This window comes from Janthinobacterium sp. OK676 (assembly GCF_900103595.1).
GTDB lineage: Bacteria > Pseudomonadota > Gammaproteobacteria > Burkholderiales > Burkholderiaceae_D > Janthinobacterium.
This window is the reverse complement of sequence record NZ_FNHA01000004.1, coordinates 133,588-146,041: the sequence shown is the minus strand read 5'-3', so window position 1 is coordinate 146,041 and position 12,454 is coordinate 133,588. Positions and strand designations below refer to the sequence as shown.

The 12,454-nt window shown below is 62.8% G+C and carries 12 protein-coding genes; all 12 read right to left on the bottom strand.

All coding sequences use genetic code 11. The features are described from left to right. Positions 1-1,077 carry a sensor histidine kinase gene (locus BLU39_RS10040; RefSeq protein ID WP_092712472.1) on the bottom strand — a complete coding sequence of 359 codons (1,077 nt, stop codon included), beginning with the start codon at positions 1,075-1,077 and terminating at the stop codon, positions 1-3. A 6-nt stretch (positions 1,078-1,083) separates the two neighbouring features. Then, complete coding sequence (locus tag BLU39_RS10035; protein WP_092712470.1) at positions 1,084-1,899, bottom strand: LiaI-LiaF-like domain-containing protein; 816 nt, start codon at positions 1,897-1,899, stop codon at positions 1,084-1,086. After that, positions 1,889-2,272, bottom strand: a complete 384-nt coding sequence (locus tag BLU39_RS10030) for a LiaF transmembrane domain-containing protein (RefSeq protein WP_254788945.1) — start codon at positions 2,270-2,272, stop codon at positions 1,889-1,891. The genes BLU39_RS10035 and BLU39_RS10030 overlap by 11 nt, the downstream gene beginning before the upstream one ends. A 382-nt stretch (positions 2,273-2,654) precedes the next feature. Further along, a complete protein-coding gene (locus tag BLU39_RS10025) occupies positions 2,655-3,569 on the bottom strand; it encodes an NAD-dependent epimerase/dehydratase family protein (protein ID WP_092712468.1) in 915 nt (304 codons plus the stop codon). A gap of 93 nt (positions 3,570-3,662) precedes the next feature. Further along, positions 3,663-5,609, bottom strand: a complete 1,947-nt coding sequence (locus BLU39_RS10020; protein ID WP_092712466.1) for a UvrD-helicase domain-containing protein — start codon at positions 5,607-5,609, stop codon at positions 3,663-3,665. Between the two features lie 35 nt (positions 5,610-5,644). Further along, on the bottom strand, positions 5,645-6,841 hold the full coding sequence (gene senA / locus BLU39_RS10015; RefSeq protein WP_254788944.1) for a selenoneine synthase SenA: 1,197 nt from the start codon (positions 6,839-6,841) through the stop codon (positions 5,645-5,647). A gap of 77 nt (positions 6,842-6,918) precedes the next feature. Then, positions 6,919-8,235: a phosphate regulon sensor histidine kinase PhoR gene (gene phoR / locus BLU39_RS10010; protein WP_092712464.1), complete on the bottom strand. Its 1,317-nt coding sequence runs from the start codon at positions 8,233-8,235 to the stop codon at positions 6,919-6,921. A gap of 11 nt (positions 8,236-8,246) precedes the next feature. After that, the gene (locus BLU39_RS10005; protein ID WP_034755074.1) at positions 8,247-8,936 is read right to left on the bottom strand and encodes a response regulator; all 690 of its coding nucleotides are present in this window, start codon (positions 8,934-8,936) and stop codon (positions 8,247-8,249) included. Positions 8,937-8,941: 5 nt separating this feature from the next. Continuing rightward, positions 8,942-9,652 carry a phosphate signaling complex protein PhoU gene (gene phoU, locus BLU39_RS10000; protein ID WP_034755071.1) on the bottom strand — a complete coding sequence of 237 codons (711 nt, stop codon included), beginning with the start codon at positions 9,650-9,652 and terminating at the stop codon, positions 8,942-8,944. Positions 9,653-9,699: 47 nt separating this feature from the next. Further along, positions 9,700-10,494: a phosphate ABC transporter ATP-binding protein PstB gene (gene pstB, locus BLU39_RS09995; protein ID WP_029496304.1), complete on the bottom strand. Its 795-nt coding sequence runs from the start codon at positions 10,492-10,494 to the stop codon at positions 9,700-9,702. 26 nt (positions 10,495-10,520) lie between these two features. Then, positions 10,521-11,408 carry a phosphate ABC transporter permease PstA gene (pstA, locus tag BLU39_RS09990; protein ID WP_092712462.1) on the bottom strand — a complete coding sequence of 296 codons (888 nt, stop codon included), beginning with the start codon at positions 11,406-11,408 and terminating at the stop codon, positions 10,521-10,523. Further along, entirely contained in the window at positions 11,405-12,376 is a 972-nt protein-coding gene (gene pstC, locus BLU39_RS09985; RefSeq protein WP_232731033.1) for a phosphate ABC transporter permease subunit PstC, read from the bottom strand. The genes pstA and pstC overlap by 4 nt, the downstream gene beginning before the upstream one ends. Between the last annotated feature and the right edge of the window lie 78 nt (positions 12,377-12,454).

Here is a 12,454-nt window from a genome sequence, read left to right as displayed (position 1 = left end):
TCATGCTTCCTCCGTGTCGCCGGTCTGCGCCGGCATCGATAACGTTACTTCAAACGTCGGCCCGCGCCGCGTCCAGTGCACGCTGGCCTCGTGGCCATACGCGCCGGCCAGGCGCTGGCGCACATTCTCCAGGCCCACGCCATTGCCGCGCGCCGGGCCCTGATCCGCATCGACGGGATTGCGCACGGCGATCTGCAGCAGGCTGCCCGCGCGCCGCACTTCGATGGCGATCAGGCCGCCCTCCGTCAAGCCGCAGATACCATGCTTGACGGCATTTTCCACCAGCGGCTGTATCAGCATGGGCGGCAGCAGGCACGCCAGCGCGGCAGTGTCGATGCTTTCCGCCACTTGCAGGCGTGCGCCGAAACGCACCTGTTCGATGGCCAGGAAATGGCGGATCAGGACCAGTTCCTCTTGCACGGTGATGTGCTTGTGCGCTTCCAGGCTCAGGCTCTGGCGAAAGAAACTGGCCAGCTGCACCGTCATCTGACGCGCGCCCGCCGCATCGATAGACGTCAGGGCGCTGATGGAGTTCAGGCTGTTGAACAGGAAATGGGGGTCGATCTGCGTGCGCAGCATGCGCAACTGCGCTTCCTGCGCCATCAGCTGCGCTTCCAGGCCCCGCTGCTCGGCCATCCTGGCGCGCACGAATTCGAGCAGCAGATAATGCACGGCGGCGGCCAGGCAATACAGCAGCGCGCCCAGGCCGAAGAACAGGGCCAGCAGCGATGGTGTCAGGTCCACGCCCAGCCAGTGCTGCTCCGTCAACAGGCTGACGCTGTTCAAAAATTGCAGCAGGGTCGCCCACAGCAAGCCCGCGAACAGGGCCGCCACGCCCATCACGCCGGCGATGGCGAGCGGATGGCGGGCGTGCAAGGGATAGGCGCGGCACAGGTAAAACGCGGAAAACCCCGAACCGATCGCATACACGAGCGTGGCGGGCGCCACCAGCAGGACGGCATTGAGCCAGGGCGCGTGCGCCACCCTGGCCAGGATGGAAGCCAGGGCCAGGCCCAGCGCGATGCAGACCAGCAACACCACGACGGCGCCGCGCCGCTTCGACAAGGGTCCGGACATGCGCGCCTAGTTGCGGATTTCCAGGCCACCCATGATGGCGTAGCCCGTCACGTACAAACGCTTGTTCTGGTTCGGCGGCACGATGGTCTTTTCTTCGAAGCCGCCGAGGATGGGCGTGCCCTGCAGCACGACGCTCCAGTCGGGCGGAATCTTGATGGTGACGCCGCCGCACAGGGCGAACACGTTGAGCACGGCTTCGCCTTCGATCGATGCCTGGCGCAGGTCGATTTCGCAGCCGGCCATGATGACGTTGATATCGCCGCCCCTGAAGCGCTGCGACGATACGCGCCGCACATAGCCGCCGAGGATGGCCGTCACTTCGATGATGCTGTCGTCGTCCGCCTGCCCGCTGGCGCCGGGCGCTGCAGTGGCGCCGGCGCCTTCCTTGTCGAGCGATACGGCGCCATTCCTGGCCTGGCCGAATGCGTCGGGCGCGGCACTGCCATCGGGCGGCGCGGCAAAGTGCCGGCGGCGCTGCCGCTGCTGTCCGCCGGGCAGGGATTTCGACACGACGGCCACGCCGGCGGCAATGATGAGCAGCGGCCACAGCATGCTCCAGTTGATATAGAACAAGCCCATGGCTTTCAAGGTCCAGCTCAGGCCCAGCAAGACCATCACGCCGCCGAGGATGTAGCCGGAGCGGGAATGGCTTTGCGATATTTTCAGCAAGCCGAAAATGATGAGGATGGTGGGCCAGAAGCGGAAGGTATAGCGCACATTGATGAAACCGAGGTTATCGAGCAGGAACAGCAGCCCCAGGCCGATGACGATGACGCCCAGCACGATTTGCGATGGCGAGTGCAGCGGCGGTCTATTTTTCATGCTCGGACTCCCGGTAGGCAATAAAATGTTTGTTCAACAGCGGTTCGAGCACGAGCCCCACGCCCCAGGCGATCAGCAAGGCGGGCCAGCTATTGTAGAAATTCAAGTTCCACAGTTCTTCATACGACACATACCACCAGGCGGCGAAGAAGATCAGCCACAGGCCGCTCAGTACCTGCTTGGCGGACACGGGCGTGAGCAGCTTGTTGAGGCCAAAGACGGCCAGTATCACCGGCCAATAATGCCATAGTGCATAGTAATCATGGAGATCGATCACATCGAGCCGGTCCAGCAGGATGATGGCGCCGACGGCGATCAGCAGCACGCCCCACAGCAGCTGGGTACGGCGGTAATACGCTGGTTCAGGTTTCACGGTCACCCCTTGAAGTTGGTTCATCGTAAAGATACGCGGATTTCGGGCGCGCGAAAACACCGCTTCGGCGAATGGCGGACAGGTGGCGGTGAATGGCGCGGGGACAGAAATAACCGGCAAAAAAAAAGACCGGCTAGGCCGGCCTTGAAGGGGTTCGCAGTACACACCGCGACCTGGAGTGGCAGTGCACGGCCGGCGAGCGCAAGGGCGCCGGCGGCCAAAATCTGGTGCCGATCCTCGAGGCGACCGGCTGACCTGCTGGAAGATCGAACATGCCGCCAACTTCACGGCAGTGCGTCTCAACCAAGCAAAGACATCATACTCCCGATCGCAAAACAGCACCGTTCGCTAGCGCACACTGCTGCGGTTTTGCTGAGCTGCATCAATTCGTGATGGCGTGCGGCGGATGGAGCATGTCGTTCTCGATCCATGCCAGCACGGACGGTCCTTGCGGCTGCCAGCCCAGCAGTTTGCGTGCCCGTTCGCCGCGCACGCGGCTGTTGGAGCCGAGGCCGTAGGATGCCATCTCATAGCCCCATTCGGCAATTGCCTCGGGCAGCGGCCAGTCCTGCGCGGGACCCAGGTCCAGCGCCCTGGCGATGGCGGCCGTCATGTCGCGGAAAGCCGCTTCGCCCGATTCGACAAAGTAAAAGGTACCGGCGGGCGACTTTTCCAGCGCCAGCAGATACAGGCTGACGACGTCGCCGATGTGCACGTTGGACCAGATATTGCGGCCCGGCCCCACGTGGCGCACGATACCGTTCTTGCGCGCCTGTTTCAATAAGCGGGGCAATTGCACGCTGTCGCGCGGCAAGGCGCCGTGGCCGTAGATCAGGGTATTGCACAGCACGCTCGCGCGCACGCCCTTGCCTGCGCTGGCCAGTACCAGGTCATCGATGGCGACCCGGGCCGCCTTGTCGGCCGTGGGCGCCGGCAGCTTGTCTTCAAAATAAACCTGTTCCGTGCCTTCGCCGCCCGACGCGTCGCCCACGATGGAGGAGCCACTGGTATGGAGGAAAGGCTTGTTGCTGCCGGCCAGCGCTTCGATGATGGCTTCGACGGCGCCCCGATGGTCGCTGCTGGCCGCATTGATGACGGCGTCCGCCGCCCTCGCCTGCTCGATGATGAGCTCGCGGTCGTTCAAGGTGCCGACGATACCACGTACCCCGATAGTGGCCAGCTCGGCCACCTGTTCCGGCTTGCGCACAAGACCCGTCACCTGATGGCCGGCCCGCACGAGGCCCGCCGCGATGGAACTGCCGATGAAACCTGCCGCGCCTGTCAAGAAAATCTTCATGCTTTACTCCTGTCTGGTTAGATTGCTGTCAATCACACCAGTCCAGTATGCCCGCTTTCGTCTTTCGCAAAAAGCAGTCACACGGCAAAAGATCTATGACTTCGGCGCAACAATTTTCTGTTTAAGCTGCAGGGCGGCGATGTAGCGGCTCTGGTAGGCGGGGTCTTCCGGCGTGAGCAAGGTGAGCCTGTCGCGCGCGCGGGTGGCGGCCACATAGAAACGGTTTTCCTCTTCCAGCGGGTCGGTCTTGCTGCGTGGGAATTCGTCGACGGCCAGATAGGGCAAGATCACGTGGTTGTATTCGAGGCCCTTGATCTGGTCGATGCAGGCAATCACCAGCTTGGCCTTGCCGGTCGAGACCGTCACGGCCTCCTCCATCTCGCCCAGCCAGCCGGCAAAGCCGCCCAGCGCCACGCCCGCTTCGCGGCACACGGCGATAAAGCCGTGCAGGGAACGGGCGACGACCCGCGCCTGGGCCGGGTCGACATAGATGCGGCGCGCCGTCTGTTCCAGCTGCATCAGGCCAAAGATGTGCTGCAGCGCCTCGCCCGCCAGCGCGTCGGGGGGCAGCGCGCGCAGATAATCGACGGCGGCCAGGGTCAGCGCCGCCTTGTCCTGGTTCTGCGACTTGGCCAGCTGGTTCGTCAGGAAGCCTTCCAGCAAGTCGGGATAGTTGGCCACGTCGGCCTTGGCTTGCTGCAATTCCGCGCGCGTAAACGGGATTTCCGCGAAGGCCACCAGGGCTTCGAGGATCTCGCCGCGGCGCGGGCCGCTCTTGATCGCATGCAAGTCCTTGCGGGCGATGGCGACCATGCCGCGCAGCATCAGCACTTCCAGGCTCAGCAGATAGCTGTTCATGTCCACCAGGCCATACGCGATGCCGCTCTGGAACAGCGCCGTTTCCACGCGGATGGCCTGATCGCGGTCGCGCAGCAAAATGGCCGTCGTGCCCGCATGCGCATGTTCGAGCGCGGCGATCAGCTGGGCGCTGCACGCCTGCGGCTGCGCATGGTCATACTCGAGCAGCTCGATGCGGGTGGCGCGCGACAGGGCCGACACGCTGGCCTTGTTTTTCAGCACGCCCACGGCCTGCGCCAGTTGCGGGCCGTAGCGGTAGGACGCCGTCAGCGGCAAGCGCTGCAAGGTGGGGAATTCCTGCTCGAAGCGCTGGCGCAGGAAGCGGTGGTCGGCGCCCGACCACGTGTAGATGACTTGATCCTTGTCGCCGGCGCCGCAGAAAAAGGCGTTGCCGCGGCGTATCAGCATGGTCAGCAGGCGGAACGACGCTTCATTCAAATCGTGCAATTCATCGGCCACGATGATCTGGAAGGCCGGCAATTGCTGGCGCAGCGGCTCGTCGCCATCGAGCATGCGCACGAGGTCGTAGGTGGCATCGAACGGTGCGCGGAACTGGATATCGCCCGTGTCGGCGCCGCGCAAGCCTTCGTATTCGCGCAGCCACAGATAATGCGTGCGCGACATGCCCAGCAGCTCCAGGTTGTCGTCGAGGGAATTGCTGTCGAAGTCGGGATTCTGGAAATCGAGGCGCGCCTTGGTGCGCAACTGCAATTTCAAGAATTCGGCAATCGCCCCGTTCGTCGTGTTGATTTCCAGCGGGTAACGGTGAGCATACTTTTCCGACACGACGGCCAAAGCTTCCCAGGCCACCGGGCGCAGCTCTTCATCGCTGCGCATGGAAGCGACCTGCATGTTTTCCAGCTGCAACAGCACCTTGGCGGCAAAGGCGTCGAAGGTATCGATGGTCAGGCGCTTGACGACGCCGAGCGGCACGCCCACTTCCAGCAGGCGCTGGCGCAGGGCCACGCGCGCCGCTTCCGTGAACACGAGGGCCAGCATGCGTTCGGGCGCGCGGCCCCGGTGCAGCGCTTCGGCCAAGCGCAGGGCCAGGGTCGTCGTCTTGGCCGCGCCGGCATTGGCGTCGATCAAGACCACTTTCTTTTGCGCCGTCTGGATGGCGACCTGTTCCGGCGTGGGCGTGATGCGTTTGGGAATGAACTGCGGGGCGTTATCTGTACTCAAAAGAATTCCTGAAATGGTTGCTACTCCCTGCTCCGTTACCAGGCGCAAGTGCGCAGGCCGGCAAAGACGTCGCCCCGTTCGGGCGCGTGGAAGGCGCGCATGCGGGGCGAATGCAGGCGTGGCGGCGTGGCGAAGGCGGCGCCGCGCAGCACCTGGTGCTGCATGAAATACGGCGCCGAATATTCGCGCCAGGCATCGACCGCAAAGCCCGCATACGGTTCGAACGGCGTCGCCGTCCACTCCCACACCTGGCCCCAGTGAAAGCGCGGGTGGCCGGACAGCGCAGCATACTCCCATTCCGCCTCGGTCGCCAGGCGGCGCCCCGCCCAGGCGCAGTAGGCCTGCGCTTCATACAGGTTGATGTGGCGCACGGCTTCGTTCGGCGGCAAGGTCGTGCGCTGGCCGAAACGCATGGCGCGCCACTGTGTTGCTTCGCGCAGCCAGTACAGGGGCGACGAGCGCTCCTGCTGCATCAGCCAGGCGCTGCCGGCCGCGCTCCAGAACTGGCGGTTCTGGTAGCCGCCATCGGCGACAAAATCGGCAAACTGGGCGTTCGATACGGCACAGGCATCGATGGAAAACGGCGGCACGTAGCAGGCATAAGGCGGCGACTCGTTGTCGAAGGCGAAGCCGGCCCCGCGCGGCGAGCCCAGTTCGATGGTGCCGCCAGGAAAAGCGATCTCGCCGGCCCCCGGCGGCAAGGCCGGGCTGGCAGCCAGCGATTCCGGCGCTTCCAGGCCCAGCCATTGCAAGCCGGCCAGCATTTCCTCGCCACACAAGTCTTCATGCGCCAAGGCCAGCCGGTACGGCGCCAGAGCGCTGTCGACATTGGCTTCGCGCGACAGTTTATCGAGCACCCGGTCGAGCACTTCGCGGCAATACGTCTTGACGGCGCCCGGACTGGGCAATTCCAGCTTCCAGCGCGCGCGGTGCGCCACCATATTGGCATCGAACAAGTCGTCGCCACGCGTCAGCAGGGAGTTGTAAATGGCGTCGGCCGGATGGCTGGAAGCGGCTTCGCGCAGGATGAACCATTCGGCAAACCAGGCGATGTGCGCGAGTTGCCACAAGGGCGGATTGAGGCGCGGATGACGGGGCAGGCCAGCCACCACGTCCAGGCCGGCACTGACGTAACAGTCGAACAGGGATAAAGTATCCTGGCGCGCGGCCTGCAGCGACTGGGCCAGTTGCTGCGCGCCGGCATGGCGAAAAGAGGCGTTGATTAAAGTCATGGCCTGATTGTAACGACTTATGCCAAGCTTGCACTAGTCGCGCAGGAAACAGGGAAGAAGTCCTCCCCTTCCTCCGCTTACTTGACCAGCAATTCGCCGTGCAGCGGCGTGACGACGGACTTGGGCATGCTGACGATGAAACTGCTGCCCTTGTCGGCCACGGACTGGATGGCCAGGGTGCCGCCATGGCGCAGCAGCACGTGCTTGACGATGGCCAGGCCCAGGCCCGTGCCCTGGGTTTCGCGCGAACGGCTCTTGTCGACGCGGTAGAAACGTTCCGTCAGGCGCGAGATATGTTCCTGGCTGATGCCGATGCCCGTATCTTGCGCGATGAATTGCGGCCCGGCCGGGCCATCCTGCCAGCGCAGGGTGATGGTGCCGCCGGCCGGCGTGTAGCGCACGGCGTTCGACGCCAGGTTGCCGAACGCGCTGTACAGCTCGTCGTAGCTGCCCAGCACGCCAGGGCCATTGCATTCCATCGTCACTTCATGCTTGCCGGCCGACAAACCCTTGGCGTCGCGCAAGACTTGCTGCATGAGCTTCTTGATATCGACAGGCTCGGGGCGCAGCGGATAGTCGACCGATTCCAGGCGCGACAGGGTCAGCATGTCCTCGATCAGATGCTGCATGCGGTGGCCCTGCTCCGTCATCAGCTTGAGGTGGGCGGCGCGCGTGGTGGCGTCCAGGTCCAGCTCGGCGGAAGCGATTTCCAGGAAGCCGACGATGACGGTGAGCGGCGTGCGCAATTCGTGCGAGGCATTGGCGATGAAGTCGCGGCGCATCATTTCGATGCGTTCCGTTTCCGTCACGTCATGCGTGACGAGGATCTGGCGGCGGTTCTCGAATGGAATGATTTGCACGATCAGCTTGCGGTTGCGGAAGGTGATCGTCAGCGGCTGGTCGTAGCGGCCCAGGATGATGTAATCCATGAACTCGGGGCTGCGGATCAGGTTCGTCACGCGCATGCCCTTGTCGCGCTCGTGCGTGAGGCCCAGGTGTTTCTCGGCGGCGGGATTGCACCATTCGAGGAACAGCACGTCGTCCATGATGACGACGCCGTCGGGCAGCAGGTGCATGGCCTGGCGGAAACGCGCCAGCCATTCCGTCAGCTCGGCCTGGTTTTTTTCGTCGTCGCGGCGCATGCGGTACAGGCGCGCGAAAATGCTGGTCCAGGCGCCCCAGCCATCGGGCAGCTTGGCGCTTTGCGGATTGTCCAGCCAGTTACTCAGCTGGAACAGATACGACAGCTGCACGAACACCATCATGGCCATCAGCACGAAGGCGATGCCCAGCGCATACGTGGCGCCAAACAGATACCAGACGACGGCCACGCCCAGCAGCGCCAGCACCATGCGCAGGGCGGCCGGTACCCAGAACAGCAATTTCGGATTCATAGAGTCAAACTTTACTTTTCAGACAACATGTAGCCGACGCTGCGCACGGTCTTGATCAGGCTTTCCGCCTCTTTCAAGGCTTTGCGCAAGCGCAATACGTGGACATCGACCGTGCGCTCCTCGATCACCACATGGTCGCCCCACACCTTGTCGAGCAGCTGGCTGCGCGAAAACACGCGTTCCGGATGGGCCAGCAGGAATTTCAGCAGCTTGTATTCGGCGTGGCCGATATCGATCTTCTGTTCATCCATCATCACGGTGCAGCTGACGGGGTCCAGGGCCACGTTGCCGGCGCGCATGGGCGCCTGCGCGTGTTCCGGACTCTTGCGTCGCAGCAGAGCCTTGGCGCGGGCCAGCAGCTCGCGCGGCGAGAACGGCTTGGTGACGTAATCGTCGGCCCCGCTGTTCAAGCCAGCTAGCTTGTCTTCTTCCATGCTCTTGGCGGTGAGCATGATGACGGGGATGGCGGCGAAATTGCGGTCGGCGCGGATGCGCGACAGCAGGCGCAAGCCTGTTTGATCCGGCAACATCCAGTCCAGCAGGATCAGGTGCGGCGTGCGGTGCTGGATGAATTCCCAGGCATCGGCAACGTTTTGTACGGAACAGCAATTCCAGCCGGATTCGCGCAGCGAATAGGTCACCAGTTCAACGATGGCCGGCTCATCTTCAACAATCAATACCGTGGTTTTATCAGATGCCATAAAGCTTACTCAGGGAGCTCCTCGGAAATGGCGGGAGCAGCCACCTTGGTGTGGCGGATGTCCTTGCCTTCAACCACGTAAATCACGTATTCGGCGATGTTTTTCGCATGGTCGCCGATCCGTTCGATGGCCTTGGCCACCCACAGGGTGTCGAGCGCCGCCGAAATCGTGCGCGGGTCTTCCATCATAAAGGTGATCAAGTTGCGCATGATAGACCGAAACTCGTGGTCGATGATGGCATCTTGTGCAATTAATTGTAAGGCTTGCTTGCCATCGTTGCGCGCGAACGCGTCCAGGGCGTCGTGCAGCATGTCGGTGGCCGTGTTGGCGATGCCGCGCACCATCTCGTAATGGTTGACGACGCCGTTGCCACGCTTGTGCAGGTTCTTTGCCACGCGGGCGATTTTCGTCGCCTCGTCGCCGACGCGCTCGAGGTCGGTAATCACCTTGATGGTGGCCATGATGGTGCGCAGATCGTTGGCGGCCGGCTGGCGGCGCACGATCAGGTGGCTGCACGCGTCGTCGAGCGACACTTCGAGCTGGTTGACGACGTCGTCTTCGCGCATCACGCGGTCCGCGCGCTCGGCATTGCCGATGCGGAAGCAGGTCATCGCGTCGAGGAACTGGGTTTCAACGATGCCGCCCATGAGCAGCACTTTCGAGCGGATCGCTTCGAGTTCGTTGTCGTATTGCTTGGATGAATGTTCGCCTATCATGCTGTCTCTCCGTATTCAGTTGTCTTGTAGTAGCTATGCGGGACGGATCAGCCGAAGCGGCCCGTGATGTAATCCTGCGTTTCCTTGCGGGCCGGATTCATGAAGATCTGGTCCGTTTCGCCGAATTCCACCAGCTCGCCCAAATACATATAGGCCGTGTAGTCGGAGCAGCGCGCCGCCTGCTGCATATTGTGCGTCACGATGGCGATCGTGTAATCCTGTTTCAGTTCGCTGATCAGCTCTTCCACTTTCGACGTGGAGATCGGGTCCAGCGCCGAGGTCGGCTCATCGAGCAGCAGGACGTCAGGCTTGACGGCCACGCCGCGCGCGATGCACAAACGCTGCTGCTGGCCGCCCGACAGCGACAGGCCGCTCTTGCTCAGCTTGTCCTTGACCTCACCCCACAGCGCGGCCTTTTTCAGGGCCCACTCGACGCGCTCGTCCATTTCGCCCTTCGACAGGTCTTCATACAGACGCACGCCGAAGGCGATGTTGTCGTAGACGGACATGGGGAACGGTGTCGGCTTCTGGAACACCATGCCGACCTTGGCGCGCAGCATGTTGACGTCCTGGTCCGCGTCGAGCACGTTGCGGCCGCGGTACAGGATCGAGCCTTCCGCGCGCTGGCCCGGGTACAGGTCGTACATGCGGTTCAGGGTGCGCAGCAGGGTCGACTTGCCGCAACCGGACGGGCCGATGAAGGCCGTGACTTTCTTTTCGTGGATGTCCAGGTTGACGTTATGCAAGCTTTGCGTTTTGCCGTAAAAAAAGTTCAGGCCCGAAATCTCGATGGTTTTTTTCTTTGGTGCCAAGTCTTGGGCTGGATTCATTTGCGTATTCATAGGGGTTCGCTTCGCTCGGTATCTGTTTAATTAGGGACTTTTTGGCTGAACACGGTGCGCGACAGGATATTCAGGGCCAGTACGCTGAAGGTGATCAGCAGTGCGCCGCCCCAGGCCAGCGAGCGCCAGTTGTCGTACGGGCTCATCGCAAACGATGCGATGACGGACGGCAAGTTGGCCATCGGTGCATTCATGTTGAAGCTTTGGAACTGGTTATTCAGGGCCGTGAACAGCAGCGGCGCCGTTTCGCCGGCGATGCGGGCCAATGCCAGCAGGACGCCGGTGATGACGCCAGCCTTGACGGCGCGCAAGCGCACCAGGGTGGCAACCTTCCAGCGCGGCGCGCCGAGGGCGAACGCGGCTTCCAGCAGGCTGTTCGGCACCAGGCGCAGCATGTTGTCCGTCGTGCGTACGACCACGGGCACGGCGATCAGGGACAGCGCGATGGCGCCGGCGTAACCGGAGAAGTGTTTGACATGCGCCACGTACAGCGCATACACGAACAGGCCGATGACGATCGATGGCGCCGACAGCATGATGTCCGTCACAAAACGCGTCACTTGCGCCAGCTTGTTTTCTTCGCCGTATTCGGCCAGGTAGATGCCGGCCAAAATGCCGATCGGCGTGCTGACGACGGTGGCCAGGGCCACCATCAGGGCGCTGCCGACGATGGCATTGATCAAGCCGCCGCCTTCGCTGCCGGGCGCCGGCGTCGTTTGCGTGAACAGGTCGACGGACAAGGCGCCGAAACCCTTGATCACCAGGGTGAACAGAATCCACACGAGCACGGCCAGGCCCAGGGCCATGGCGGCCACCGACAGGGCGATGCCGACGCGGTGCATCAGCAGGCGCTTGCGGTAGACGGGGTTCATGGCCGGCTTGGCCGGAACGTCGAGAGTGCTTACTTGGCTCATTTCGTGCCTTCCTTGCGGGACATGCCAGCCAGCATCAGCTTGGCGGCGGATAAGACGATAAAGGTGATGACGAACAGGATCAGGGCCAGCGAGAACAGCGAGGACACGTGCAGCGCCGATTGCGCTTCGCCAAATTCGTTCGCCAGCAGCGAAGTGATGCTGTTACCGGCGGCAAACAGCGACCACGACAGTTTATTCGCATTGCCGATGACGAAGGTCACGGCCATGGTCTCGCCCAGCGCGCGACCCAGGCCCAGCATGACACCGCCGACGACGCCGGTCTTGGTGTATGGCAAGACGATCTTGCGCACCACTTCCCAGCGCGTGCAGCCCAGGCCGTATGCGGATTCCTTCAGCACGGCAGGGACGATCTCGAACACGTCGCGCATCACGGAAGCGATGAAGGGGATGATCATGATGGCCAGCACCAGGCCGGCCGTCAGCAGACCGATGCCCATCATGGGGCCGCTGAACAGCTGGCCGATGACGGGCACGTTGCCGAGAGTCGCCTTCAGCAGAGGCTGGACGTGGTCGGCAAACAGGGGCGCAAACACGAACAGGCCCCAGATGCCGTAGATGATCGATGGCACGCCGGCCAGCAGCTCGACAGCCGTGCCCAGCGGGCGGCGCAGCCAGGCCGGGCAGATTTCCGTGAGGAACAGGGCGATGCCGAAGCTGACGGGGAAGGCGATCAGCAAGGCGATGACGGACGTCACCAGAGTGCCGATGATGGGGATCAGGGCGCCGTACTGGTCATTGACGGGGTCCCACTCGGCCGAAACGATGAAATGCAGGCCGAAGGTCTTGAAGGCCGGTATCGATTCCATGATCAGCGAAATGATGATGCCGACCAGGACGATCAGCACCGACAGGGCGAACAGCATCGTCACCTTGTGGAACATGAAATCCTGGATGCGCTGCTTGCGCATGGTGGAAAGCATTTGCGCGTGACTGATGGAATCGGTCATGGTGCCGCCTGGCATGGGGATCGTGGAGGAGGTAGATTGTGCGCTCATATTGTGCCAGATGTGGGTGGTACTGCCGGT

Excerpts from the sequence above, each read along its gene's own strand:
- BLU39_RS10005 (WP_034755074.1), bottom strand. The coding sequence starts at position 8,936 with ATGGCATCTGATAAAACCACGGTATTGATTGTTGAAGATGAGCCGGCC.
- phoU (WP_034755071.1), bottom strand. The coding sequence starts at position 9,652 with ATGATAGGCGAACATTCATCCAAGCAATACGACAACGAACTCGAAGCG.
- pstC (WP_232731033.1), bottom strand. The coding sequence starts at position 12,376 with ATGACCGATTCCATCAGTCACGCGCAAATGCTTTCCACCATGCGCAAG.
- phoR (WP_092712464.1), bottom strand. The coding sequence starts at position 8,235 with ATGAATCCGAAATTGCTGTTCTGGGTACCGGCCGCCCTGCGCATGGTG.
- pstA (WP_092712462.1), bottom strand. The coding sequence starts at position 11,408 with ATGAGCCAAGTAAGCACTCTCGACGTTCCGGCCAAGCCGGCCATGAAC.
- BLU39_RS10040 (WP_092712472.1), bottom strand. The coding sequence starts at position 1,077 with ATGTCCGGACCCTTGTCGAAGCGGCGCGGCGCCGTCGTGGTGTTGCTG.
- senA (WP_254788944.1), bottom strand. The coding sequence starts at position 6,841 with ATGACTTTAATCAACGCCTCTTTTCGCCATGCCGGCGCGCAGCAACTG.
- BLU39_RS10035 (WP_092712470.1), bottom strand. The coding sequence starts at position 1,899 with ATGAAAAATAGACCGCCGCTGCACTCGCCATCGCAAATCGTGCTGGGC.
- pstB (WP_029496304.1), bottom strand. The coding sequence starts at position 10,494 with ATGAATACGCAAATGAATCCAGCCCAAGACTTGGCACCAAAGAAAAAA.
- BLU39_RS10025 (WP_092712468.1), bottom strand. The coding sequence starts at position 3,569 with ATGAAGATTTTCTTGACAGGCGCGGCAGGTTTCATCGGCAGTTCCATC.